The sequence below is a fragment of the Amycolatopsis sp. QT-25 genome, from assembly GCF_029369745.1.
Taxonomy (GTDB): Bacteria; Actinomycetota; Actinomycetes; order Mycobacteriales; family Pseudonocardiaceae; genus Amycolatopsis.
The window spans coordinates 1,898,445-1,924,381 of record NZ_CP120210.1; the positions used below are offsets into that span (position 1 = coordinate 1,898,445).

Annotated in this window: 16 protein-coding genes, 3 rRNA genes and 1 pseudogene; 8 read left to right on the top strand and 12 right to left on the bottom strand. The window is 66.3% G+C overall.

The features are described 5' to 3' along the window. The first annotated feature begins 91 nt into the window (after nt 1-91). Nucleotides 92-832, top strand: a complete 741-nt coding sequence (locus P3102_RS08790) for an SDR family oxidoreductase (RefSeq protein WP_276368030.1) — start codon at nt 92-94, stop codon at nt 830-832. A 10-nt stretch (nt 833-842) separates the two neighbouring features. Here P3102_RS08790 and P3102_RS08795 read toward each other — a convergent pair whose 3' ends face one another. Continuing rightward, complete coding sequence (locus tag P3102_RS08795; protein WP_276368032.1) at nt 843-1,877, bottom strand: SDR family oxidoreductase; 1,035 nt, start codon at nt 1,875-1,877, stop codon at nt 843-845. A 71-nt stretch (nt 1,878-1,948) separates the two neighbouring features. Between P3102_RS08795 and P3102_RS08800 the strand changes: the two genes are divergently transcribed. Next, a complete protein-coding gene (locus tag P3102_RS08800; RefSeq protein WP_276368033.1) occupies nt 1,949-2,848 on the top strand; it encodes a LysR family transcriptional regulator in 900 nt (299 codons plus the stop codon). On the opposite strand, the gene P3102_RS08805 is transcribed toward P3102_RS08800, so the two are convergent. Then, complete coding sequence (locus tag P3102_RS08805; RefSeq protein ID WP_276368034.1) at nt 2,828-4,270, bottom strand: ABC transporter substrate-binding protein; 1,443 nt, start codon at nt 4,268-4,270, stop codon at nt 2,828-2,830. The genes P3102_RS08800 and P3102_RS08805 overlap by 21 nt on opposite strands. Nucleotides 4,271-4,370: 100 nt before the next feature. On the opposite strand from P3102_RS08805, the gene P3102_RS08810 reads away from it, so the two are divergent. Beyond that, the gene (locus tag P3102_RS08810) at nt 4,371-5,708 is read left to right on the top strand and encodes a hypothetical protein (protein ID WP_346660188.1); all 1,338 of its coding nucleotides are present in this window, start codon (nt 4,371-4,373) and stop codon (nt 5,706-5,708) included. Here P3102_RS08810 and P3102_RS08815 read toward each other — a convergent pair. Further along, complete coding sequence (locus P3102_RS08815) at nt 5,698-5,826, bottom strand: hypothetical protein (RefSeq protein WP_276368037.1); 129 nt, start codon at nt 5,824-5,826, stop codon at nt 5,698-5,700. The two genes, P3102_RS08810 and P3102_RS08815, sit on opposite strands and share 11 nt — an antisense overlap. A 71-nt stretch (nt 5,827-5,897) precedes the next feature. Here P3102_RS08815 and P3102_RS08820 point away from each other — a divergent pair, with 71 nt between their 5' ends. Further along, complete coding sequence (locus P3102_RS08820) at nt 5,898-6,971, top strand: hypothetical protein (protein ID WP_276368039.1); 1,074 nt, start codon at nt 5,898-5,900, stop codon at nt 6,969-6,971. Here P3102_RS08820 and P3102_RS08825 read toward each other — a convergent pair. The 6 genes from P3102_RS08825 to P3102_RS08850 all read right to left on the bottom strand — a co-directional run bounded on the left by P3102_RS08825 (nt 6,937) and on the right by P3102_RS08850 (nt 15,725). Then, a complete protein-coding gene (locus P3102_RS08825; protein ID WP_276368040.1) occupies nt 6,937-8,403 on the bottom strand; it encodes a HAMP domain-containing sensor histidine kinase in 1,467 nt (488 codons plus the stop codon). The genes P3102_RS08820 and P3102_RS08825 overlap by 35 nt on opposite strands. After that, a complete protein-coding gene (locus tag P3102_RS08830; RefSeq protein ID WP_276368042.1) occupies nt 8,400-9,089 on the bottom strand; it encodes a response regulator transcription factor in 690 nt (229 codons plus the stop codon). The genes P3102_RS08825 and P3102_RS08830 overlap by 4 nt, the downstream gene beginning before the upstream one ends. A 246-nt stretch (nt 9,090-9,335) precedes the next feature. Continuing rightward, on the bottom strand, nt 9,336-11,117 hold the full coding sequence (locus P3102_RS08835) for a choline/carnitine O-acyltransferase (RefSeq protein ID WP_276368044.1): 1,782 nt from the start codon (nt 11,115-11,117) through the stop codon (nt 9,336-9,338). Beyond that, nucleotides 11,114-11,944 (bottom strand): class I SAM-dependent methyltransferase, encoded by an 831-nt coding sequence (locus P3102_RS08840; RefSeq protein ID WP_276371055.1) that lies wholly within the window; start codon nt 11,942-11,944, stop codon nt 11,114-11,116. The genes P3102_RS08835 and P3102_RS08840 overlap by 4 nt, the downstream gene beginning before the upstream one ends. A 128-nt stretch (nt 11,945-12,072) precedes the next feature. After that, entirely contained in the window at nt 12,073-12,924 is an 852-nt protein-coding gene (locus P3102_RS08845; protein ID WP_276368045.1) for an arpA protein, read from the bottom strand. A 203-nt stretch (nt 12,925-13,127) separates the two neighbouring features. Continuing rightward, nucleotides 13,128-15,725, bottom strand: a complete 2,598-nt coding sequence (locus tag P3102_RS08850) for a bifunctional FO biosynthesis protein CofGH (protein WP_276368047.1) — start codon at nt 15,723-15,725, stop codon at nt 13,128-13,130. A 143-nt stretch (nt 15,726-15,868) separates the two neighbouring features. Between P3102_RS08850 and P3102_RS08855 the strand changes: the two are divergent. Next, a pseudogene (locus tag P3102_RS08855) lies at nt 15,869-17,413 on the top strand (transposase); the annotation flags it as partial. On the opposite strand, the gene P3102_RS08860 reads toward P3102_RS08855, so the two are convergent. After that, the gene (locus P3102_RS08860) at nt 17,413-18,171 is read right to left on the bottom strand and encodes an SDR family oxidoreductase (RefSeq protein WP_276371057.1); all 759 of its coding nucleotides are present in this window, start codon (nt 18,169-18,171) and stop codon (nt 17,413-17,415) included. The pseudogene P3102_RS08855 and the gene P3102_RS08860 sit on opposite strands and share 1 nt — an antisense overlap. A gap of 8 nt (nt 18,172-18,179) precedes the next feature. After that, complete coding sequence (locus P3102_RS08865; protein ID WP_276368048.1) at nt 18,180-18,977, bottom strand: alpha/beta fold hydrolase; 798 nt, start codon at nt 18,975-18,977, stop codon at nt 18,180-18,182. Between the two features lie 444 nt (nt 18,978-19,421). On the opposite strand from P3102_RS08865, the gene P3102_RS08870 reads away from it, so the two are divergent. The 3 genes from P3102_RS08870 to rrf all read left to right on the top strand — a co-directional run bounded on the left by P3102_RS08870 (nt 19,422) and on the right by rrf (nt 24,607). Next, nucleotides 19,422-20,936: ribosomal RNA gene (locus P3102_RS08870) — 16S ribosomal RNA — on the top strand. Between the two features lie 333 nt (nt 20,937-21,269). After that, nucleotides 21,270-24,408 (top strand): 23S ribosomal RNA (locus P3102_RS08875). A gap of 82 nt (nt 24,409-24,490) precedes the next feature. Further along, nucleotides 24,491-24,607, top strand: a 5S ribosomal RNA gene (gene rrf, locus P3102_RS08880). Together the 16S, 23S and 5S rRNA genes form the textbook arrangement of a ribosomal RNA operon. A 521-nt stretch (nt 24,608-25,128) precedes the next feature. On the opposite strand, the gene cobF is transcribed toward rrf, so the two are convergent. After that, nucleotides 25,129-25,899: a precorrin-6A synthase (deacetylating) gene (gene cobF, locus P3102_RS08885; RefSeq protein ID WP_276368050.1), complete on the bottom strand. Its 771-nt coding sequence runs from the start codon at nt 25,897-25,899 to the stop codon at nt 25,129-25,131. Between the last annotated feature and the right edge of the window lie 38 nt (nt 25,900-25,937).

Consider the following 25,937-nt stretch of genomic DNA (forward strand, 5'->3'; position numbering starts at 1 on the left):
TTGGACGGCGGCGCGCTAGCCTGAACGGGGGTGGGGGATCGGAAGCCAGGGCCGAGCCGGTTCGCGCCGGCAGGGTCCGCGAGGAGGATCGATGGGCAACGGCAGGACCGCGGTCGTCACCGGGGCGGGATCCGGACTCGGCAGGGAAATCTCCCGTGCGTTGCTGGGCGCCGGTTACCGTGTCGCACTCGCGGGCCGCCGCGGCGACGCGCTGGCCGAGACCGCCGGCGGTGACGCGAACGCGCTTCCCGTGCCGGCCGATGTCGCCGATCCCGAGTCCGTCGCCGCGTTGTTCGAGACGGTCCGCGCGGAATGGGGGCGGCTGGATCTCCTGGTGAACAACGCCGGTGTGTCGGTGGGCGGCACCGTCGACGAACTGTCCTTCGCGGACTGGAAACGTGCCGTCGACACCAACCTGACCGGGATGTTCCTGTGCGCGCAGCAGGCCGTGCGGCTGATGAAGGCGCAGGATCCGCGCGGCGGCCGGATCATCAACAACGGTTCGATCTCCGCGCACGCCCCGCGTCCGGCGTCGATCGCCTACACCGCGACGAAACACGCGGTCACCGGGCTGACGAAGTCCCTCTCGCTCGACGGCCGGGCGTGGAATGTCGCTTGTGGACAGATCGACATCGGCAACGCCGCCACCGAGATGACCCTGCGGATGGCGAACGGGATCCCGCAGGCCGACGGCAGCGTCAAGGTCGAGCCGACCTTCGACGCCCGGCACGTCGCGGACGCCGTGCTGTACATGGCCGGGCTGCCGTTGGAGGCGAACGTCGGCTTCCTGACCGTCACGGCGACCGCGATGCCGTACATCGGGCGGGGCTAGCGTTTCGAGATCACGGGATCACTTTCGCCTTCCGGAACTCGTCGAACAACCGGAAGAACATCGCCGGAGTTTCGGCGTACTCGGGGAAACCGGCCCGCCGGGCCTTCGAGCCGTCCGCGAACGCGTCGTAGTCCCAGCCGAACACGAAGTCCGCGAACGCCCACGACGACGAGACCGCCCCGTACGGCACCTCGAGGCCGTGTTTCGCGGCGATCGACGTCCAGAGTTCTTCCTTGTCCGCCATGACGACGTCCAACGACATCGGCAGCGGCGGCGCCACCTCCAGGTCGAAGTACCGGGCGATCCGCGGCCAGAGGTCGTTCCACCGGAACAGGTCCCCGTTCGCGATGTTGTACGCCTCGTTCTCCGAGCCGGTGGCCCAGACGGTGGCCTTCGCCAGCAATCCGGCGTCGGTCATCTCCAGGAGGCTGTCGTAGGCGCCGGGTTTTCCGGGGAAGCGCAGCGGCAGGCCGAGTTCCTTCGAGATCGAGGCGTAGACGGCGATGGCCAGCGCGAGGTTCATCGGGTTGCCCAGCGCGGTGCCGCCGACCACCGACGGCCGGATCGCCGACCAGGTCCAGGTCTTCCCGGCCCGACGACGTTCCAGGAACTGCTGCTGGTCCACATTGAATTCGGGCGGCATGTGCCCGGCGTCGTCTTCGCGCGCCGGGGTCTTGAACGGGCCGAGGTGGGCGCCGTAGACCTTGTAGCCCTGCATGAGGCTGATGTGGCGCAGACCGGGTGCGGCGGACTCGATCGCGTCGACGAGGTTGGTCAGCATCGCCAGGTTCGGCGGGACCAGTTCGGCCCAGGTCGGTTTGTCGACATAGGCCGCGTAGAACAGGTGTGTGACGTCGTCCAGGCCACCGAGCTTCGCGCGGGTGTCGTCCGCGTCGAGCAGGTCGACGGAGACCCGGCCGGGGCCGCCACGCCGCGACAGGCCGGTGGCACGCCAGCCGGGCAGGGTCTCCAGGTGTTCGATCAGGTTCTTGCCGATGACCCCGTTGGCCCCGGCGACCAGGGCGACCTTGTGTTCTTCGTTCATGTTCTCAAGCCTGGAGCCCTCGCATCGATAAGTCCAAGGCATAGATATCACCGCTCCGATAGAATTCCTTCATGACCAGTCTGCGGCAGCTGGAGTACCTCGTGACCGTCGTCGACACCGGTTCCTTCACCCGGGCCGCGGAGTTGCTGCACGTGACGCAGCCGGCGCTGTCGCATCAGGTGCGCGCGCTGGAGAAGGGGGTCGGCGGCCCGCTGCTCGAACGGTTGCCGCGCAGTGTCCGGCTCACCCCGATGGGGCGCGCCATGCTCCCGCACGCCCGCGCCACGCTCGCCGACGCCGAACGCGCCCGGTGCGCGGCCCGGCAGGCGTCCGGGCTGGAAGCCGGGGAGTTGCAGATCGCCACGGTCTATTCGGTCGGCCTCGGTGTCCTGCCCGCGGCGTTGCGGGTGTGGCGCCGGGAGCGGCCGGACGTCGACGTCCGGCTGGTGGAGTTCCGGCACGCGGACGAACTCCGGGAGGCTATGGCGGCGGGTGAGGCCGACGTCGCCGTCGGCCCGGTCCCGCCGGGCTGGGACGGGCCCGTCCGCGAACTCGGCGCCGAGGAGTTCGTCGTGGTCCTGCCGATCGACGGGCCGCGCGAGGACGACGGCACCGGCGTCGTCGACCTGGCGACCCTCGCCGACTGCGCGTGGGTGCACTACGCACCGGGCAACGGCCTGGCCGACCTCGTCGACCAGGCGTGCGCGGCGGCGGGATTCCAGCCCAGGGCCGCGGTCCGGACCGAACAGACCGCGGCGGCGCCGGTGCTCGCGGCGGCGGGACTCGGTCCCGCGCTGGTCCCGGCCAACGTGCTGCCCGAAGGTTTCCACGGCCGTGTGCTGCGGCCCGATCCGGTGATCCGGCGGACGCTCGCCGCCTATTGCCGTACCACGCCCGACCCGTTGACCTCGGCCTTCATCGACCTCGTGGCGGGGGAGTGCACGCTCGGCTCACCGCACGGAGACGCCTGACAGGTCCACGCCGCCGAACGGCGTCGCCTTCACCTCGCCGACCCGCTCCGCCCAGACGGCGTGCCCGTGGCCGGACCACAGCGGCGCGACCGGGAGATCCCGCAGCAACTGGTTCTCCGCCAGCCGGTAGACCTCGCCGCTTTCGGCGGAGTCGGTCTCCTCGGCCGATTTCAGCAGGTCGGCGAACCCGTCGCTGGCGTAGCCCGTCGCCTTCACGATCTCGGCCAGCACTTCTTGCGGGCTCGGTGTCGTCAAGTCCACGTCGATCGCGAACGGTCCCTGCCCCGGCTCCGCGGCGAGCGGGACACCGACGGCCGTGCTGACCTGCTCCGCCAACGGACGTAGCCAAGTTACCGACGACTGTCCGAAGTGGACGGCCGTGGTCGGGAACTCCGCCTGGGTCAACAGGGATTTCCCGGCTCCGGCGTCGAAAGTGCAGGGGCGGCAGGTGCTGCTGCGCTCACCAGGGGCGACGGCGGGCGGCAGCAGCGACTTCGCCGGATCCACCTGCTTGCCGAGTGCGCCTGCCTCCAGTGCCGCGCGGTCGATGCCGAGCGCGAAGCCGTGCCGGACGGTCGCGTCGGAGAACTGCGGTGCGCTCAAGGGAAAACCGAGGTAGGCGGCGGTGGGCAGCGCCCACATCACGTGCCGCTGCGCGAAATCCGCGTGCATGGCCTCGTGGCGATCGCCGGGGACGAACGTGGACAGGTCGAGTTTTCCGGCCTTGACCTCGTCGTACTGTGCCGCCGCGTCGCCGGTCTTCAGCTCGATCACCCGCACCTTGCCCGGCGCGTCGGCGACCCGGATCAGTTTGCCGCCCGACGGCTGCCACGCGCCGTCCACCCGGAACGGCCCGTTGCCGACCGGCCGCTGCGCGAATCCCGCCCAATCACGCGATTTCAGCACCGACGCGGGCAGCGGGACGAGCGCGGGCGACGAGAGCAGCGCCGGGACCTGCCCGGACGGCCGGTCGAGCACGAGCCGGATGGTCAACGGGTCCGGTGCGGTGATCTCCTTGGCCCGCAAAAGGTCGTCGAGCACGTGCGACGCCTGCCATCGCTCCGCACCGATCGTCCGCCAGGTGTCCACATAGGACTGGGCGGTCACCGGGGTGCCGTCGTGGAACCTTCCGCCGTCCTTGAGCTCGACCGTCCAGGTGACCCGGTCGGCGCTGGTGACCGATTCCGCCGCGCGCGGGGTCAGCTTTCCCGTCGCGGGGTCGTAATCGGAGAGTGGCGTCCACAGGGCGCCGGTGAGCATGCGTCCGGGCTGGTCGCGGACGTCGGCGGGCAGCAGGGTCGCCGGAGCGGCCAAGCCCACGCGAAGAACGTCCGGTGCGGGCGGTTCGCCGGATTCCGTGCAGCCCGCCGCGGCCAGCGCGGCGGCGAGGAACGGGGCCAGAAGTCGCAAGCGCATGGTCATGTCATAGCAGTCCCGCACCGACCATCGGTGGTTGTGCGGGCAAAGTGGTGATCTTAAGGTGGAGGGATCGGCCTGGGAGGTTTCTGTGCGAGGAAACTGGTTGCTCCGTTCGTGCCTGGCGCTCACCACGGTCACCGCGACCTTGATCGCCACCGGCCTGCCCGCCGCCGCCTGCGGCGAAGAGGACAAACCGGCCGGCGAGAAGGTCCGGGTCGCGGGTGCGCCCGGCGCGGTGAAGAACGTCAAGGCCGTCGGCAACGTGCCCGACGCGCAAGGCGCCATCGCGATGGGGTTCCTGCAGTACGGCGAACGCGACGTCATGGCGGTTTCCGGCGAATTCGGCCTGAAGGTCTACGACCTCACGAAGCACCCCACGGCGCCGAAGCTGATCGGCGAGGTCAGCCTGCCCGGCCTCTGGGAGACCGAGGACACCGAGGTCGACGTCAAACGCAAGCTGGTCTTTCTCGCGCGGGACCCGCGGGCCTACGGCGGCACCACACAGACCGGTGAGTCCGGTATCTACGTCATCGATCTCAAGAACCCGGACAAACCGGCCATCCTGAGCTACACCAAGGTACCCGCCGGCCACACGACCAGCTGCGTCGACGACTGCCGTTACCTCTGGACCGGCGGCCCCGCGAAGGCCGCGAACCAGCCCGCGGACTGGGGTGGCCGCCCGATCTGGGTGACCGACATCCGCGATCCGCGCCACCCCAAGACGTTCCCGAACCCGATCGAACTCGCGCGCAACGACGGCAAGACCGACTACGTGCACGACGTCCAGGTCGACGCCGAGGGCGTGGCGTGGGTGTCCGGACGAGGAGGCGTCCGCGGCTACTGGACCCACGGTTTTCACCGCGATCCCGTCCAGGGCAAGGTCCGCCGCGCGACGGCGTTCGACCCGGTGCCCTACGCGGGTGGCGGGATCGAGGAGACGGCGGCGCCGTCGAAGTTCATGCACAACAGTTTCCATCCGGCGGGACACCGCTCGGCCGACGGCGCCGACGCGAACCGCTGGCGTGGCCGCGACCTCATCTACGCCACCGAAGAGAGTTTCCTCGACGGTTGTGCCGGTGACGGCGTGCTGACGATCTCGTCGCTGCAGAACTCCTACCACGGCGAGGGCTGGCGCTCGACGCCGGAGAAGCCGTTCCGTCTCAAGTCCGTCGGCACCTGGAGCGTCGCCGGTCAGGAAGGCAGTGACCCGACGTCGGGTGATTGCTCCGCGCACTACTTCGATGTCCGCGGCAAGGTCCTCGTGCAGTCGTTCTACGCGCAGGGCACGCGCTTCCTCGATGTCAGCGACCCGACCGACCCGAAGCAGATCGCCTACTTCCGCCCGGCGGACGCCAGCGCGTGGGCGCCCTACTGGCACAAGGGTTACGTCTACGTCGCCGACAACACCCGCGGGATCGACATCCTGAAGCTCACCGCCTGAGCGAAGCCGTCCCCGTGCTGTCCGCCGTGGCTTCCCGCGAGCCGCCCATCGGCGGCAAGGCGCGGACCGCTTTCGTGGCCGAGGGCTCCGAACAGGCGTTCCCGAGGTCGATGGCCATGTGACGAAGTTGTGACGGAACTGTCGAGCGACCAGCACGGGAGCGGGATGATCCGTTCCTAGCTTGGCGTCATGACCACCTTGCTCGACCGAGCGCCGGTGTCCGTGCCAGGGAAGACCCCGCGGCGAAGCGTCACGGCACTGTTCGCGATCTCCGTCCTCGTCGCCGGGTACACCGGGTTCCGGCTGCCAGGGGAGTGGGCGGCGACCCTGCAGGCCGTGTCCCTGACCGACGGTTTCCACCGCCGGTTTCTCGTCGGCACGCTTTTGAAGCCGTTCGGGCACGACTACCTGGTCTTCGCGATCGCGAGTTTCGTCGTCCTCGGCGCGGTGCTGGCGACCGTGGCATTCGCCTTCTTCCGCAGCCCCACCGAAAGCCGTCGGCTGCTGATCGTCGCCTGGCTCCTGCTGCCGACCGGCGGTTACCTGTTCCACGAAGTCGGCTACTTCGACCAGGTGCTGTACCTCCTGCTGTTCGGCGCGTTGTGGGCGCTGCACCGGGACAGGCCGGTGCTCGCGAGCGCGGTGATGGCGCTTTCGGTGACGGCGCACGAGATCGCGTTGCTCACCGTGCTGCCGGTGTTCGGGTTCGCTTTGCTGCGAAAGGTTCCGTTCCGGCGGGTGTGCGCACTGCTCGCTCCGGCCACCGTGCTCGGACTGGGGATCCTCGCCCTGCCGCCCGTCGCTCCCGGCGCCGTCGACGGTCTCCGCCGGTCACTGTCCACAGCGGACTTCCGCTACCGCGCCGACGCGCTGGACCTGTTCGGGCGCACGCAGGCCGAGAGCTGGCGGCTGTACTCGATCACCGCCGTGCTGCTCTATCTGCTGCCCATCGCGGTCGTGGTGATCGGCGGCTTCCTGTTCCTGCACCGTCCGGCGCTTTCCGCCGTGGTGCCCGCCGCCGCGATCGGGGCGCCGCTGCTGCTCGCGTTCGGCGGCTGGGACGACGCGCGCTGGGGATTCCTGCTGGTCACGAACTTCTTCGTCGTGGTGTGGCGGTGGCTCGATCGCCGCGAGCTGAAGCTCTCCCAAGCAGGTGTGCTGACCGCGCTCCTGCTGATCCTCACCCACGTCCCGATGCCGTATTTCGACGGGTACGCGCCGCGTTGGCTCACGCTGGTGACTCCCGTGGAAGCCGCACGGTGAAGACGGCGCCGCGGTCGTTGTGCACGGTGATCTCCCCGCCATGCATCAGCGCGTTCTCACGGGCGATCGACAAGCCCAGCCCACTGCCTTCGGTTTGCTGCCGGGCTCGATCGCCGCGGACGAACCGGTCGAACAGGATCGGGCGCAACTCTTCGGGCACCCCCGGCCCGGAGTCGGCGACCCGGATCGTCACCGCGTCGGGACGACCTTCCACCGACACGGTGATCGGGGTCCGTCCGTACCGTTCGGCGTTGACCAGCAGGTTGCCCACGATGGTGTGCACGCGGCGTGGGTCGGCGGAGACGGTCGTGTCGCCGGTGCTCGTCACCCGCACGGGTGTCTCCGGCACGCTCACCCCGATCGCGTCTTCGACGAGCGCGGGCAGGTCGACGAGTTCGGGACGCAACTCCGCGGAACCCGCGTCGAACCGCGAGATCTCCATCAGATCTTCGACCAGCCGGGCCAGCCGCCTGGTCTGCGTGCCGAGCAACTCGGTCGCGCGGGTCCTGATCTCGGGGCCGGCGTCGTCGAGGGTGTCGACCGTGGCGACCATCGACGCGAGCGGGGTCCGCAGGTCGTGGGCGACATCGGCGACGAACCGCTGCTGCTGGCGATCCTTGGCGCGCAGTTCCCCGATCGCCGCGCCGACCCGATCCGCCATCGTGTTGAACGACGTGGCGAGGTCGGCGAGTTCGTCGCGCCCCTTCACCGGGACCCGTACGTCGAAGGCCCCGCCACCCAGGGCGCGAGCGGCGGAGGCGACCCGCAGCACGGGTCGCCGGATCCGGCCGGCCGCGAGGACGGCGGCCGCCACGCCGAGGACGGTGACACCGAGCGCGATCCACCCCAGCTTCCACCGCTGGGCCGCCAGATCCTGCTCGAACGCGGTGAGGTCGAAGAACTGCACCACCCAGTACGCGACGAAGTTCCCGCTCACCACGAGCAGCTTACGGCCGGTCACCGGATCGGTCGTGCTCGTCGACAGCAGCTTTTCCGGTCCCTGGGTCCGCAGGAGGACTACGTCCTTCACGCTTTCCAGCGCTGCTCGCCGGTCGGGAGGGGTCGCGTTCCCCGTACCCGTCGTCCAGTCGTGGCTTTGCGAGGCCTTGACGAATACCGGAGGTCCTAGGGGCGCCGTGAAGTCGTCGTTGCTCAGCGGGGGATGGCTCGTGACCAGCATCCAGTCCGCCGCCGCCTTGTCCATTCCCTGGGAGAACATCTCCAAGGCACGGGGCGAGCCCGCCATGAACTGTTCGAGATGAGGCCACGCCTGGCCGAACATGGCCCCGAACGACGTCTTCGCCGCGGCGGTGAACCTGTCGAGCGCGTCGTCCTCTTGGATCCGGGCGGCGCTGAAGGCCATGACGACCGTCGCCGTCGTGGTCACCGCCACGACCGCCGCGGTCACCCGGGCACGGAGTCCGAACCTCATGCGCCCACCAGCCGGTAGCCGAGCCCGCGCACCGTCTTCAACACCACGGGATTCGCCGGATCGTCCTCGATCTTCGCCCGCAACCGCGCGACCGCCGCGTCGACGATCCGCGAGTCGCCGACGTAGCCGTAGTCCCACACCCGTTTCAACAACGTCTGCCTGCTCAGCACCTGGTTGGGATGTTCGGCGAACTCGACGAGCAGCCGGATCTCGGTCGCGGTCAGCGCCAGTTCGACGCCGTCGCGGGTCACGCTCATCGCGGTCGCGTCGATCTCCAGCCGCCCCACCCGCAACTGACCGGCCGACGGCCCGGGAGCGGTGACGGCACGCCGCCCGATCGCCTTGATCCGCGCGTCGATCACCCGCGGTTCGGCGGGTTTGACCACGTAGTCGTCGGCGCCGCATTCGAGCCCGGCGACGATGTCGATCGGGTCGCCGCGGGCGGTCAGCAGGACCAGCGGCAACCGGCTGCGCGCGCGGATCCGGCGGCACACCTCGAAGCCGTCCATCCCGGGCAACATGACGTCGAGCAGGACGAAATCGAGTGCGCGCCGATCGGTGAACAACGCCTCCAGCGCCCGCTCCCCGGTCGGCGCGACGACGACGTCGTGTCCGAGCGCCTTCAGCGCGAGTGTGAGCGCTTCGGCCAGTGCGGCATCGTCTTCGACGAGCAGGATGCGCGGCATGGTTCTCCCAAGATCGAAAGGCTCATCGATCGTAAGGGCGCTCTGCCGCACTGGCCGGCGTGCGGGCGGAATCGTCGCAGAGCCGTGCGGTCTCGTCACAAACCCCGGTTCTCTGCTGCACTTCTCGGTTTCGTGGCCGTGTCGGTGCCGAACCCCAGCCAAGTCCGTGAAGGCCCCCTTCACGGACTTGGCTGGGGTTGAGCCGGGCCGTGTGGGGCCCCACCTCAGCCGAGAGCGTCTTCCGCCTCAGGGAGCCAGCAGCTCCTGCAATTCCCGCACCGCCTTGTCCAGTTCGGCCGCGAACAGCTCCATTTCGTGCGCCACGTGCTTCGGGGTGCACAGGTACAGATTGAGCGAGTCCGGCAGCAGCACGTACGCGACGCCGATGCACTGCGGGCTGGTCGACCCGAAGCCGAAGTACCGGATGTTCACCGACGGCGCCGAACTGGTACTCAGGTAGTCGTTGCGCATCTTCAGCCAGCCCGGCGACGAGTACAGCGCCGGGGACTCGTCGACGCCGCGCCGTTTCTGGATCAGTTGCAGTTCCCACAGGTGCTGCTCCGGCGCGTCGCCGGCTTGGCATTCCTTCGCCCGTGTGACGTGCTTCGCGGCCGCCGCGCGGAAGGCCGCCTGACGTGTCTGCCGATCGGCCTGCGGATCCTCCATCACCCGGACGAACCACTGCACCTCGGGCGTCACCACTCGCATCGCTTCGGTGCGCCCGTTCTGGTACTGCCGCGTCGCGATCGACTCGTACGTCGTGCCGGTGATCCCTTTCGCCCGCTTGTGCGCGAGCTGGTACGCCATCTGCGCGAAGGCGTCGGGAGACATTCCCAGCTCCTTCGCTCGCTTCGCGCCGAAGTCGGTGAAGGACACCGTCTTCGTAGCGGTCGCGTCGGCGTACTCGGCGAAGGCCACCGCCGCGGCTCGGGCGTCTTCGCGGAGCGCGTCGCCCAGGACGAACTCGATGACCTCGGACGCCGGGACGCCGTCGGCGGGTGGCCGCTCCAGCCGCGTTCCGCTCAGCAGCGCGTCGGTGAACCCGAGGATCGTGGTCCCGTCGAGTTCGCAGTGCTCGACGTTGATCCCGGCGGTGCCGTCCTCGAACACGATCAGTGACACGGCCTTGTCGAACCAGCGGTTCCCGCTGTCGCCGTGCAACAGCTTGTCGCACGCCTCCTGCGTGTCCACCGGGGTGAAGTCCTCCAGGCACAGGCAGAACAACGCCGTCTCGATGTCGTCGAGCGCGGCCGCGTTCCCGCCGGCGAGCAACGCTTCCCGCGTCGCCGCCCACTCCGCCCTGGCCTTGGTGGTGAAGTGCCCGGCCGAGGTCTGCGGGTCGTCGACGAAGGTCCCCGACTTGACGATCACCTGCAGCCCCGCGACCAGCTGTTCGGGAGAGTACGGGCGGCCGTCCGGGGCGATCACGTCCATCCGGAACGGGGTGGCGCGGTGGAACACCACGATGTGCCGCGCCCGCGACGGTCCTGGCCAGTCCTCGCGGTACGGCGTGCGCGCGGTGTCCTGCACGGCACCGGGGATCCGGGTCGCCGAGAACAGGTACTTGTGCTGCACCATCGACTGCGGCTGCCCGCGCAGCACGATCGGCGGCACCAGTTCCTCGTCCAGTTTCAGCTTGTAGTCCACCGCCGACGCCGCCAGTTCGGCCGCGCGTTCCAGCTGTCCCAGCGGGGATTCGGTGAACAGGAAGAAGAAGTTCGCGTTGAGCGCGATCCGGTCGCGGCGGCCGAGGTAGCGGTACGGCCAGAAGGTGTCGAGCCAGCTTCGGACGCCTTCCCGCTCGTCGTAGGCCTCGAGCGCGCTCTGCAGTTCGTGCGCGGGGCTTCCTTCCGCGAGGAATTCGGCGACGGCGCCTTCGGTCTCCGCGAGTTCGCCGGGGGTGAGCAGCGGTGAGCACCACTCGAGAAACCGGCGGCAGGTGTCCTCCAGGCCGGGGACGGGGACCCTCGGCAAGGCGTCCTCGTTGCCGAACGTGCGGGTGGACGGTTCCGGACTGCTCACGATCATCCTCGATCTCGAAGGGGAAGGGCGTTCAGCGCGGAGGCGAGCCTGCTCACCGCGCCGTTCGGGCGGGAGACGAACAGCCGCGCGTACAGCCGGCCGTCGTCCTCCAGCCCACGCGGGTCGACACCCGCGACGGACAGATTGTCCAGGATCTGCGTCCGTTCCTCGGCCGAGGCGAATCGCCGCTGCCGGAAGACTCCGTCGACGCCGGTCGTGTCGTACTCCAGCTCGGCGAGGCATTCGGCCACCGGGGCGTAGGAGAACATCCGCAGCACGAAATGCGCCATCCACGGCCGGTTCTCCCGCGCGATCCGGACGAGGGTCTTCTCGGTGACGTAGCCGACGCAGCCGGTCGAGATCACGATGTCGACCTCGGCCAGCAGCGCGCGCTGCTCCTCTGTCGGGTCTTCGCTCTCCAGATCCGCGTGGATCGCGTCGTCGATGAAGCCCGCGGCGAGCGCGTAGTCCAACGCGGGCGCGGAGGCGTCGAGGCCGATGAAGCGGACTGTGTCCTCCTTGACCATCCGCCGGTCGCGCGCGATCAGTTCGTCCCGGCTCAGCGCTTCGTTGTCCCGGTAGTGGTCGTACAGCCGCTCCATCGACGTGTCACAGCGGTGCAACGCCGCGTTGACACCGTAGGAACAGCCGAGGTCGAGCACCGTCGGGACCTCGACGTCGGTCTCCGCCCGGTATTCGTCGATCAGTTTCGCGAAGTAGGCCTTCGCCTGCTGAGGGATGAAGTAGTCCAGTCCGCGCAAGGTGCCGAAGAACGCACGAGGATCGGGCTCGGTGTAGATGTGCTCGAAAGAGATCTTGCCGGTCGAATCCAGAGGCACGCCAAGCTCCTGACTGAGTGTCTGTCGGTGAACCCGCGACGGCCGAAGGCCTCGCCATCGAGGTGCGGGATTCGCCCTTGTGGTCACTTTTCAGGTACTTCTTCAGCTCCGCCATCAGGCTCTCAGTCGAGCAGCTGATCGCCCCGGACCGCCGCGGACGCGACGTGTTCCGGCAGGACCCGGCCGAAGAGCTGTCTCGTCCGCTCCGGACTGCCGATGACCCCAGGACGCTCGCTGTAGGCGAAGATCGCGGAATGGCGGGCGACTGCCCCTCGAACACTACTCACCCGGTGCAGCGCGAAGCGTCCGCGAAACAGCTGAAGATCGCCGGGACGCAGAGTGAGCCGCCGGATCAGGTGATCCCCTTCGCCCGCCAGCACGGCACGGACGTCGTCGAGGTTCTCCGCCGTTTCGGAGCGGATGTTCGGGCAGAACTCGAAGACACCGCCCTCGGCCGCCTCCTGCGTGAGCATGCTGACCGTGTACTCGTTGGTGTCGAAATGCCACGGATGCGAGCGGCCCGGTTCGATCACGTTGAGCACCAGGCCGGACAGGGGATCGGCGAGTTCGTGCAGTCCGGGGAGCTCGAAGCAGTCGGCCACGAACCGCTGGAACTCGCGGCTCGCGTACAGCTGCTGGATGATCGCGGTCGCCGGGATCCGGTCGCGCGCCACGAAAGCGTTACCGCGTTCCATGATCGTGCGGCCGGGGTGTCCTTCCGGCAGCGGAGTGTCGATGGCGATGTTGTAGGCGTTGACGCGTTCGACCTTCGCGTACGCCTTCGGAGCGATCTTCGCGCCTTCGTGGCGAAGGATGTCGCGCAACTCCGGACGGATGAAGTCGGCCAGCACACTGCAGCCTGTTTCCCGCAGTTCCGCACGGGTCCGGGAAACGATTTCGCGCCACGCCGGGCTTCCCGGCTCGGACAACGGATAGCGGGCGGTGTCGGCCACCTGGACTGCGCTCGTGGTCATCGACGTCCTCTCGGCTGCCCGGAAGTGATTCTCGGGTTTAGCACAGAAAACGCCCGCCACTCCCGCGCCTTGTGAGCGGTGCCACACGGAACGTGACGGCCCCCTTGCCCGCGTCACAAATTGAGCCGCGCGCGCCAGCGCGTCCGTCGAGGGTGGTGGCGGGGGCATGGATGGAGGGCAAGGGGGCCGTCAGGGACTGTTCGTCAGCTGGTGACAAGCGGCAGCAGCGGACGGCGCACCGCGGTCGCGACGCCGTCGGACGCCTGGGCCGCGGCGATCCGCTCCGCCGTCGGCGTGCCGTACTCCGTGGTCCGCTGCCGCAGCGGACGGCCCAGCGGTTCGACCATCGCGCGCATGTCGCTGATCGTCTTGTACGACCCGTTGGCCGCCCCCGCCATCCGGCTGATCGTCTCCTCCATCAGCGTCCCGCCGATGTCGTTGACCCCGCCCTGGAGCACGGCGCGGCTGCCCTCTTCACCGAGTTTCACCCAGGAACTCTGGATGTTGTCGATCGTCCCGTGCAGCAGCAGCCGGGCCAGCGCGTGCACCGCGCGGTTCTCGCGCAGGGTCGTCCCCGCCCTGGCGAGCCCGGCGAGATAGATCGGGGAACTCTGGTGGATGAACGGCAGCAGCACGAATTCGCTGAACCCACGCCGCCCGTTGCGCTCCAGGCCTTCCCGCTGCAGTTTCGCCAGCAGCTTGAGATGCCCGACCCAGTGCGACGGCGTGTCGACGTGGCCGTACATCATCGTCGACGTCGTGGTGATGCCGAGACTGTGCGCGGTGGTGACGACGTTGATCCATTCCGACGTCGGCAGCTTGCCCTTCGTCAGCACCCAGCGGACGTCGTCGTCGAGGATCTCCGCGGCCGTGCCCGGCAGCGAGTCGACGCCGGCTTCCTTCGCGCGTGCCAGCCAGTCCTCGATCGAGAGGTTCGTCCGCGAAGCGCCGTTGACGACCTCCATCGGCGAGTACGAGTGCAGGTGGATGTCGGGCTGACGGCGTTTCACCTCCGCCGCGAGGTCGAAGTACGCGGTGCCCGGCAGATCCGGGTGGATGCCGCCCTGCATGCAGATCTCGGTCGCGCCCGCGGCCCACGCCTCGTCGACCCGGTCGCCGACCTGCTCCAGCGAAAGCGTGTACGCGTCGGCGTCGGTGCGCCGCTGGGCGAACGCGCAGAACCGGCAACCGGTGTAGCAGACGTTGGTGAAGTTGATGTTCCGCGTGACCACGAACGTGACGTCGTCGCCGTTGACCTCGCGCCGCAGGTCGTCGGCGATCTCGGTGAAGGCGTCGAGCTCCGGCCCATCGGCGTGCAGCAACGCCAGCGCCTCGTCGTCCGAGAGCCCGGCGGGGTTCTTTTCCGCGCTGCGCAAGGCATCCCGGATGTCGGTGTCGAACCGTTGCGGCCCGGTCTTGATGTTTCCCTTGATCTCGGCCCAGTCGCCGTAGACCGAGTCGAAGTCGCTGCGGCGGTCTTCCGTGCGCCCGATCGTGTCGACCTCGACGTGCAGATCGGTGCGCCCGGCCTCCTGCCAGCCGCCGTCCGGCTCCTGCCACGGGATGCCGACCGGGATGGCTTCTTCGATCGCGAGCCCGGTCTCGGTGTCGGTCAGCGGCGCGAGATGCGCGTTCATCCGCGGGTCGAGCCACGGTTCGCCGGTCTTGACGTACTCCGGATAGATCGGGAGCCGCTCGCGCACGGTGAAGCCGAGTGCCTCGGTGCGGCGTTTGAGCTCGTCGATCTGCGGCCACGCGCGTTCGGGATTCACGTGGTCGGGGGTCAGCGGTGAGACGCCGCCCCAGTCGTCGATCCCGGCGTTCAGCATCAGTTCGTACTGCTGACCGATCAGGTTCGGCGGCGCCTGGATGCGCATCTTCGGGCCGAGCACGAGCCGCGCGACGGCGATGGTCGCGGCGAGTTCTTCGAGATCGGCGTCCGGGGTCGCGCGCATCTTGGTGTCCGGCTTCGCGCGGAAGTTCTGGACGATGACCTCCTGGATGCCGCCATAGGTCTTCGCGACCTTGCGGATCGCGAACAGGGAGTCGGCGCGTTCTTCGAAGTTCTCGCCGATGCCGATCAGGATGCCCGTGGTGAACGGCACCGAACTGCGGCCGGCGTCCTCCAGCACCCGCAGGCGCACGTCGGGGTCCTTGTCGGGCGAACCGTAGTGCGGGCCGCCCTTCTCGGTGTACAGCCGCTTCGCCGTCGTCTCCAGCATCATGCCCATCGACGCCGAAACCGGCTTCAGCCGTTGGAAGTCCTGCCAGGTCAGCACGCCGGGGTTGAGGTGCGGCAGGACGCCGGTCTCCTCCAGTACCCGGATCGCCATCGCCCGGACGTAGGACAACGTGTCGTCGTACCCATGCGCGTCGAGCCAGTCCTTCGCCGCCTTCCAGCGGTCCTCCGGACGGTCGCCGAGGGTGAACAGTGCTTCCTTGACCCCCATCGCGGCACCCTTGCGGGCGATGTCGAGGACCTCGTCGGGGGAGAGGAACGGCGACTCGACCCGGCCGGGGACGGTCGCGAAGGTGCAGTAACCACACCGGTCCCGGCACAACCGGGTCAGCGGGATGAACACCGAACGGCTGTAGGTGACCACGCCCGGACGGCCGGCCGCGACGAGTCCGGCGTCCCGGATCCGGGAAGCGTGCTCGGACAGCGTCTTGAGGTCGTCGCCGCGCGCCTGGAGCAGGATCGAGGCCTCGGTGAGGTCGAGGGTCTTCCCGTCGCGCGCCCTGGCGAGCGCCCGGCGCATCGCCGAGGTGGTGGGGACGTTCGCGTCTGCATCCGATGCCATTCCCGCACGCTATGGCCGGACTCGCTCCACCTGCCAGTGTGCATCCCGCCATCGCGTCACTCATCTGGGTGCGGTCACTGTTCGCGCTGGTCAGCGGCTGAACTCGGTTGCCGCTGGGGAGGCCGGAGTGTATTACCTAAAGTGTGGCTTCGGTGATCGGCAAGAAGGTGGGCGGGCGGACGTACTACTACCTCGTCACCTCCGCGCGGGTCGACGGCGAGCCCAGGGTGGTGTCGCAGCGCTACCTCGGCACGGCCGAGGAGATCGGGCGCGCGATGGACGGTGACGTCTCCGCCCCCGGCGAAGCGCGTCACCGGACCTTCGGCGACGTCGCGGCGGTGTGGGCCACCCTGCGACGGCTCGACTTCGTGCGGCGGGTCGACGAAGCCGTCGGAGCCCAGCGCGCCGCGACCACGCTGGGGACGCATCTCGCACTCGCCGTCCTGCACCGGGCGACAGCGCCGGACACGGACCTCGTCACCTGGTGGGAGGACGGCGTCGCGAGGGAGTTCGTCACGGCCGACCTGGCGAATCATCGGCGAGCACTGCAACGGCTCACCCCCGAACGGATCGCGCGCATCGAAACCGCCGTCGCCGGTGCGGTGCTCTCCTGGCTGGGGACGGGAAGTGCCGCGCTCGCCGTCGACGTGCCGCAGTTCGCCACTTTCGCCACGGCCGACCCCTGCCGCTGCGAACTCGCCGGGCTCGGCCTGGTGGTGACCAAGGACGGCGCGATCCCGCTGGCGTCGCACGTGTATCCGAGGGAGGGTGCGCCGCCGTTCGCCGCACTCGCCGAGCGACTCCGCTCGCTGTACCCCGTCACGCTGGTCTTCGCCGCGGGCCAGGCGGCGCAACTGGACCTCGGGCGGCATTTCGTCGGCGCGCTCCCGCTTTCGGAACATCCGGACCTGCTGGCGAAACCGCCGTCCGCGCGCGAGCCCGTCGACCCGGAGCGCTTCGCCGGGCTGACCGCTCTCGACACCAGAGCCGTCGTCGCGGGCCTGCGGCGGCGCGTGATCCTGACCCATTCGGAGACCCTGCACAACGCGCAGGCCCGCGCGTTCGGCGAGGAACTCGGCACCGCGACGCGCGAACTCGCCGGCCTCGACGCCGCACTGGCCGCGGGTACGTACCGGGGCGACCGGAGCCAGGTGAACGCCGAAATCGCGCGGATCACCCGCGGCCGCCGTGTCGAACGGGTGCTCTCCCCGTCCTTGACGGGGACGAAGCCGGGAGAGATCCGGCTGGGCTGGAAGGTCGACGACGCCGCCGTGTCGCGGCTGCACGACGAGTTCTTCGGCAAGCAGGTGCTGGTCACCGACCACGATTGGCCGGTGTCCGAGGTCGTCACCGCGTACCGGGCCCGGACCCACCTCGACTCGACGTTCCGCTGGCTGACCGGCCCCGCCGTCACCGGCCCGGCCCCGCGCTGGGCGTGGACGCCGCACCGGATCGCGGTGCACACGCTGGTCACGGTGCTCGCGTCCACGGTCACCCACCTCATGCGGCGCGAGGCCGACCGCGCGGGGATGAACCTGTCGGTCCGCGAACTGATGGACAGTCTCGCGGGGATCGGGGAGACGGTGCTGCGCTACCCGTCCACCGGCGGCCGCCCGCGGACCCGGCGCCTGCTGACCGAACGGAATCCGGAACAGCAGGCGCTCTTCGACCTCTTCGGGCTCGGTTCCTAGCCCTCTCGGTGGATGTGCAGCGGGGAGAAGCTCTGCACCACCGGCATCAACTCGATGACGTTGATGTTCACGTGCTCCGGCTGCGAAGCCGCCCAGAAGACGGACTCGGCCACATCGGCGGCCGTGAGCGGCGTCGTGCCCTGGTAGACGTTGTCGGCCTTGCTCTGGTCGCCCTCGAACCGGACGACGGAGAATTCCGTCCCGCCGACCAGACCGGGCTCGACGTTGGTCACCCGGACGCCGGTGCCTTGCAGGTCCGCGCGCAGGTTGAGGCCGAACTGGTGCACGAACGCCTTGGTCGCGCCATAGGCGTTGCCGCCGGGGTAGGGGTAGGTGCCCGCGATCGAGCCGATGTTGATCACGTGGCCGCGGCCGCGCTCGACCATGCCGGGCAGCAGCGCGCGGGTGAGATACGCGAGCCCCTTGATGTTCGTGTCGATCATCTGATCCCAGTCGTCGAGCTTCGCGCGGTGAGCGGGCTCGAGTCCCTTCGCGAGGCCGGCGTTGTTGACCAGCAGATCGACCTCGGCGAACTCGGCGGGCAGCGTGCCGGGAAGCGCGGCCACGGCGTCGGCGTCCCGGACGTCGAGCTCGAAGGGGAGGACGTTCTCGCCGAGCTCGCCGGCCAGCTTGTCGAGCCGGTCCTTGCTGCGCGCGGCCGCGACGACCTTGGCGCCGTCGGCGGCGAACCGGCGGACGATCTCGACGCCGAACCCGGCGCTGGCACCGGTCACGAAAACGGTCTTGTGGAACATGGAGGGCATCACTCAATCTCTTTCACGAATCGCGCGAACACGTCGTTGAACTCGGCCTCGCGCTCCAGGTTAGGCAGGTGAGCGGCGCCTTCGATCACCGCCAGGGTGGAGCCGGGGATGAGGTCGTGCATGAGTTCGGCGTCCGCGACCGGCGTGAACTCGTCCTCGGAACCGACGACGACCAGGCTCGGCACTCGCACCCGGGTGAGGCTCTCCCGGTAGTCAGGGCGCTCGGCCCTGCCCCTGAGCGCGGCCGCCGCTCCCTCCTTGGGCGTCGTGCGCATCATCTCCAGGACGTGCGCCGCCACGTCCGGCATCGTGCGGACGTTCTCCGGGGAGACCATCTTCGTCAGGACTTCCTCCGCGTACGGGTTCATTCCCTCCGCGAGGACGCGGTCCGCCATCTCGTTGCGGACGCGCTTGCCCTCCTCGGTCTCCTCCTGCGGGGAGGTGTCCGCGAGCAGGAGCCCGGCGACGCGGTCGGGGAACGTGCGGTGGAACTCCATGACGATCTGCCCGCCCATGGAGAGGCCGCCGAGGACGAAGCGCCCGAGACCGAGGCGATCCGCGAGGCCCGCGATGTCCTTGGCGAAGACCTCGAGCCCGGTCTTGCCGGGGATCACCGTCGTCTCGCCGTACCCGCGAAGGTCCGCCGTGATGACCCGGCAGCCCTCCCGGCTGAAGCGCTCGGCCTGGGGACGCCACATCGACCGGTCGAAGGGGTGGCCGTGGACGAGGACGACGGGCAACCCGCTGCCGAGGTCGTCGTAGGCGACGGAGATGCCGTCGAATTCCGCAGTGCTCATGCAGCCGACGCTAATCAGAGCAATCCAGGAGTTCAATACGGTGCAATGTACTCGGAGCAATGTTTCTTCCTCGGCGTTCACCTGGGTGCACCGCGGTCGATCGCCCGGTATGGACCCGTTTTCGACTGCTGACCTGCGGAAACGCAGTTAAGGTACCCCCCTGTTTCGGGCCTCTGTGGGCCATGTAAAGTTCTCCAAGTCGCCAGGGAAACCGGGTGGCCGACCGGGACACGAACCAAGCTCTCGCTCATCGCGATTGAGTGGGTGTCCTACCAAAAACTGCTAGGAATGACTGCTTCGGATGAGGCCGCGTGCGGTGCGATTCGGGGTGTGTTGCTTGAGAACTCAACAGTGTGCTAGTGAACTAAGCCAGTAGAGCTTATGTATTTGAACCTCGTTTGAGGTTCCTTTGAGAGCAAGTATTTGCCTCGATCAAATTTGACATTGTTGGAGAGTTTGATCCTGGCTCAGGACGAACGCTGGCGGCGTGCTTAACACATGCAAGTCGAACGATGAAGCCTTCGGGTGGATTAGTGGCGAACGGGTGAGTAACACGTGGGCAATCTGCCCTGTACTTTGGGATAAGCCTGGGAAACTGGGTCTAATACCGGATATCACTATTCCTCGCATGGGGGGTGGTTGAAAGTTCTGGCGGTACAGGATGAGCCCGCGGCCTATCAGCTTGTTGGTGGGGTAATGGCCTACCAAGGCGACGACGGGTAGCCGGCCTGAGAGGGTGACCGGCCACACTGGGACTGAGACACGGCCCAGACTCCTACGGGAGGCAGCAGTGGGGAATATTGCACAATGGGCGCAAGCCTGATGCAGCGACGCCGCGTGAGGGATGACGGCCTTCGGGTTGTAAACCTCTTTCGCCAGGGACGAAGCGCAAGTGACGGTACCTGGATAAGAAGCACCGGCTAACTACGTGCCAGCAGCCGCGGTAATACGTAGGGTGCGAGCGTTGTCCGGAATTATTGGGCGTAAAGAGCTCGTAGGCGGTTTGTCGCGTCGTTCGTGAAAACTCCACGCTTAACGTGGAGCGTGCGGGCGATACGGGCAGACTTGAGTTCGGTAGGGGAGACTGGAATTCCTGGTGTAGCGGTGAAATGCGCAGATATCAGGAGGAACACCGGTGGCGAAGGCGGGTCTCTGGGCCGATACTGACGCTGAGGAGCGAAAGCGTGGGGAGCGAACAGGATTAGATACCCTGGTAGTCCACGCTGTAAACGTTGGGCGCTAGGTGTGGGCGACATCCACGTTGTCCGTGCCGTAGCTAACGCATTAAGCGCCCCGCCTGGGGAGTACGGCCGCAAGGCTAAAACTCAAAGGAATTGACGGGGGCCCGCACAAGCGGCGGAGCATGTGGATTAATTCGATGCAACGCGAAGAACCTTACCTGGGCTTGACATGTGCCAGACATCCCTAGAGATAGGGCTTCCCTTGTGGTTGGTGTACAGGTGGTGCATGGCTGTCGTCAGCTCGTGTCGTGAGATGTTGGGTTAAGTCCCGCAACGAGCGCAACCCTTATCCTACGTTGCCAGCGCGTCATGGCGGGGACTCGTGGGAGACTGCCGGGGTCAACTCGGAGGAAGGTGGGGATGACGTCAAGTCATCATGCCCCTTATGTCCAGGGCTTCACACATGCTACAATGGCTGGTACAGAGGGCTGCGATACCGCGAGGTGGAGCGAATCCCTTAAAGCCGGTCTCAGTTCGGATCGCAGTCTGCAACTCGACTGCGTGAAGTCGGAGTCGCTAGTAATCGCAGATCAGCAACGCTGCGGTGAATACGTTCCCGGGCCTTGTACACACCGCCCGTCACGTCATGAAAGTCGGTAACACCCGAAGCCCATGGCCCAACCCGCAAGGGGGGGAGTGGTCGAAGGTGGGACTGGCGATTGGGACGAAGTCGTAACAAGGTAGCCGTACCGGAAGGTGCGGCTGGATCACCTCCTTTCTAAGGAGCAACACATCCATCGTTCCCGGGATACCCGGAACCAGAACGATGGAGTGGCCAGGGTTTCAGCACCGACCGTGTGTTGGCACTGGTTGCTCAAGGAATTGTGGAACTACTGGTTATGGTGTCGCCGGCTTTTGCTGGGACGCTCAAGTACTGGACGAGTCGTGAGACGAGTTCGTGGAACGGGTGTTTCCGGGAAGTCGGGGAGATTGTTCGCTGGCATGCTGTTGGGTCCTGAGGCAACACGCCGAGGGGTTCACACGAGCTCCGGGAGTGGTTTGTTTCTGGTGTGGTGTTTGAGAACTGTAGAGTGGATGCGAGCATCTTTGTGGTCAAGTTGTTAAGGGCACATGGTGGATGTCTTGGCTTCAGGAGCCGATGAAGGACGTGGGAGGCTGCGATATGCCTCGGGGAGCTGTCAACCGAGCTGTGATCCGAGGATTTCCGAATGGGGAAACCCAGCACCAGTTATGTGGTGTTACCCGCATCTGAATATATAGGGTGTGTGGAGGGAACGCGGGGAAGTGAAACATCTCAGTACCCGTAGGAAGAGAAAACAACCGTGATTCCGTGAGTAGTGGCGAGCGAAAGCGGAAGAGGCTAAACCATGCACATGTCAAGCTGTCAGGCGTTGTGTGTGTGGTGTTGTGGGACCCGCCTTGAGAATTCTGACAGGTTCTCGGGTTTACGCGTGTGTTAGTGGAACGCCTTGGGATGGGCGACCGGAGTGGGTGAGAGTCCCGTACGCGAAAACACATGTTTGTGAATCTTGGTGGTGTTCCCGAGTAGCAGCGAGCTCGTGGAATTTGCTGTGAATCTGCCGGGACCACCCGGTAAGCCTAAATACTTCCTGAAGACCGATAGCGGACTAGTACCGTGAGGGAAAGATGAAAAGTACCCCGGGAGGGGAGTGAAAGAGTACCTGAAACCGTGTGCCTACAAGCCGTCAGAGCCCGAGTACATCCTTGTGGTGTTGAGGTGATGGCGTGCCTTTTGAAGAATGAGCCTGCGAGTTAGTGCTGCGTGGCGAGGTTAACCCGTGTGGGGTAGCCGTAGCGAAAGCGAGTCTGAATAGGGCGAATGAGTCGCGTGGTCTAGACCCGAAGCGGAGTGATCTACCCATGGCCAGGCTGAAGCGTCGGTAAGACGACGTGGAGGGCCGAACCCACTTAGGTTGAAAACTGAGGGGATGAGCTGTGGGTAGGGGTGAAAGGCCAATCAAACTCCGTGATAGCTGGTTCTCCCCGAAATGCATTTAGGTGCAGCGTCACATGTTTCACCACGGGGGTAGAGCTACTGGATGGTCTAGGGGCCTTACCGGGTTACCGAAATCAACCAAACTCCGAATACCGTGGTGTGAGAGTGTGGCAGTGAGACGGCGGGGGATAAGCTTCGTCGTCGAGAGGGAAACAGCCCAGAACACCAGCTAAGGCCCCCAAGTGTGTGCTCAGTGGGAAAGGATGTGGGATTGCCCAGACAACCAGGAGGTTGGCTTAGAAGCAGCCACCCTTGAAAGAGTGCGTAATAGCTCACTGGTCAAGTGGTCCTGCGCCGACAATGTAGCGGGGCTTAAGCACACCGCCGAAGCTGTGTCATTCGCACATATACATCCATCACCTCCTTGAGAGTGTGATGCAGTGGTGTGGATGGGTAGGGGAGCGTCCTGCATCCGGGGAAGCGGCGGCGGAAGCCAGTCGTGGAGGGTGTGGGAGTGAGAATGCAGGCATGAGTAGCGAATGCAGAGTGAGAAACTCTGCCGCCGGATGACCAAGGGTTCCTGGGCCAGGCTAATCCGCCCAGGGTAAGTCGGGACCTAAGGCGAGGCCGACAGGCGTAGTCGATGGATAACGGGTTGATATTCCCGTACCCGAGCACGTGCGCCCAGGATGAGGCGGTTGATACTAACCACCCAAAGCCAGTGATTGAAGTCTTCGGATGGAGGTTGCTGTGTGGAGCGTGGGATCTGATTCCGTAGTAGTCGAGTGATGGGGTGACGCAGGAAGGTAGCTCCGCCAGTGAGTGGTAGTACTGGTGTAAGCGTGTAGGCCGGAGTGTAGGTAAATCCGCACTCTATATAGGCTGAGACGTGATGCGTAGCCGATTGAGGTGAAGTAGAGTGATCCTATGCTGCCGAGAAAAGCCTCTAGCGAGTGCGTGCACGGCCCGTACCCCAAACCAACACAGGTGGTCAGGTAGAGAATACTAAGGCGATCGGGTGAACTGTGGTTAAGGAACTCGGCAAAATGCCCCCGTAACTTCGGGAGAAGGGGGGCCAGGGTTCTTGAAGCTTCTTGCAAGCTAGGGAATCGTGGCCGCAGAGACCAGCGGAAAGCGACTGTTTACTAAAAACACAGGTCCATGCGAAGTCGCAAGACGATGTATATGGACTGACGCCTGCCCGGTGCTGGAACGTTAAGAGGACCGGTTAACCCTTTCGGGGGTGAAGCTGAGAATTTAAGCGCCAGTAAACGGCGGTGGTAACTATAACCATCCTAAGGTAGCGAAATTCCTTGTCGGGTAAGTTCCGACCTGCACGAATGGCGTAACGACTTTCCGGCTGTCTCAACCACAGGCCCGGCGAAATTGCACTACGAGTAAAGATGCTCGTTACGCGCGGCAGGACGGAAAGACCCCGGGACCTTTACTATAGTTTGGTATTGGTTTTCGGTTCGGCTTGTGTAGGATAGGTGGGAGACTGTGAAGCTGGCACGCTAGTGTTGGTGGAGTCGTTGTTGAAATACCACTCTGGTCGGATTGGGAATCTGAACCTCGGACCATGATCTGGTTCAGGGACAGTGCCTGATGGGTAGTTTAACTGGGGCGGTTGCCTCCTAAAGAGTAACGGAGGCGCCCAAAGGTTCCCTCAGCCTGGTTGGCAATCAGGTGTCGAGTGCAAGTGCACAAGGGAGCTTGACTGTGAGACAGACATGTCGAGCAGGGACGAAAGTCGGGACTAGTGATCCGGCACCACCTGGTGGAAGGGGTGTCGCTCAACGGATAAAAGGTACCCCGGGGATAACAGGCTGATCTTGCCCAAGAGTCCATATCGACGGCATGGTTTGGCACCTCGATGTCGGCTCGTCGCATCCTGGGGCCGGAGTAGGTCCCAAGGGTTGGGCTGTTCGCCCATTAAAGCGGCACGCGAGCTGGGTTTAGAACGTCGTGAGACAGTTCGGTCCCTATCCGCCGCGCGCGTAGGATACTTGAGGAAGGCTGTCCCTAGTACGAGAGGACCGGGACGGACGAACCTCTGGTATGCCAGTTGTCACGCCAGTGGCATGGCTGGTTGGCCACGTTCGGAAGGGATAACCGCTGAAGGCATCTAAGCGGGAAGCCTGTTCCAAGATGAGGTATCCCACCCCTTGTGGGTTAAGGCCCCCAACAGACCATTGGGTTGATAGGCCAGAAATGGAAGCACAGTAATGTGTTGTCGAGTTGACTGGTACTAATAGGCCGAGGACTTGCCCACGAAGATGTTACGCATCCACTCTACAGCTCTGAAACACCACACCGATCTGGAAACAGACTCAGTGTGTGTTGTTTCGTAGTGTTTCGGTGGTTATAGCGTCAGGGAAACGCCCGGTCCCATTCCGAACCCGGAAGCTAAGCCTGACAGCGCCGATGGTACTGCAACCGAAGGGTTGTGGGAGAGTAGGACACCGCCGAACCCACCTTGAACAGGGTCCAGGCCCCGGTCGAGAACCACGAGTTCTCCCGGGGCCTGAACCCTATCCCCATACCCAGGCCCAATGAGCCGTCACACGCGTGTCCGGGGACGACACTCACGTGACCGAAGCCGGAACACCCGTGCTCAGACGGACGACACCCGTGATCCGGCGACCGGGTGCCGTGTCGGCCCTCTGATCACCTGTGACGTCCACCCAGACACCCGTGCCATCCCTCCGCACACGCGAATCACACCCCCGACCACACGAATACCGGCTCCACACACGCGAATGACATGGCTGGACACGCAAGTTCCGGCTCCAAACACGCGAATGACGTGCCCGGACACACGAGTTCCGGCTCCAAACACGCGAGTTACGTGCCCGGACACGCAAGTTCCGGCTCCAAACACGCGAGTTACGTGTCTGATCACGCGAGTATCGGCTTCAAGCACGCGAGTTCGTTGAGTCGGCCTTCTGATCACGCGGGTGGCGGGGCGGGACGCGCGAGGGGCGGGAGCGGGTTACGCGCCCGGAGGGACGGGGCGGCGTAGGTGGTAGATGTCCATGATCCAGCCCTTTCGTGAGCGCGCCGAGGCGCGGGCGGAGCGGATTTCCGCGGCGAGGCCGGCGGTAAGGGGACCGGAGAGCAGGAGCTCGTCGGGGGTTCCGAGGTAGGCGCCCCAGTAGATCTCCAAGCCGATGTCGATGAACTGGGTGAAGGTGCACCGGGCGTCCAGCATCACGAAGACGTCGTCCACCTCCGCGGGCCAGCCTTCCTCGAGGCGACGGCCGGTGGTGACCAGTATCGGGCGGCCGATCTGGTTCATCGTGGTCCGGTGCCGTGACGTCAGCGCGGCCACGCTGCTGACGCCGGGGATGACGTCGTATTCGAACTCGACGTTCCCTCGGGCGAGCGCGGCGTCCAGCAGCGTGAGGGTCGAGTCGTAGAGCGCCGGGTCACCCCATACGAGGAACGCGCCGTGCTCGTCGGGCCCGAGCGAGGCGATCATGCTCTCGTAGACGTCGGTCCGGAGCCGGTGCCAGTCCGCGACGGCCTTCCGGTAGTCGTCAGGAGTACGGTCGCGTTCAGGGTCCGGCGCCCGTACGACGCGGTAGCCGGGCCGCTCGACGAAGCGGTCGAGGATCTCCTGACGCAGGGCCACGAGGTCCTGCTTCTCCGATCCTTTGTCGAGGACGAAGAACACATCGGTCTCGTTGAGCCGCCGGACGGCCTGGACGGTCAGGTGGTCCGGGTCGCCGGCGCCGATGCCGATGGCGGAGATCTTCCTCATTTCCGCAGTGTGCCCGTACCCTCTGTGCGAACCGCTAC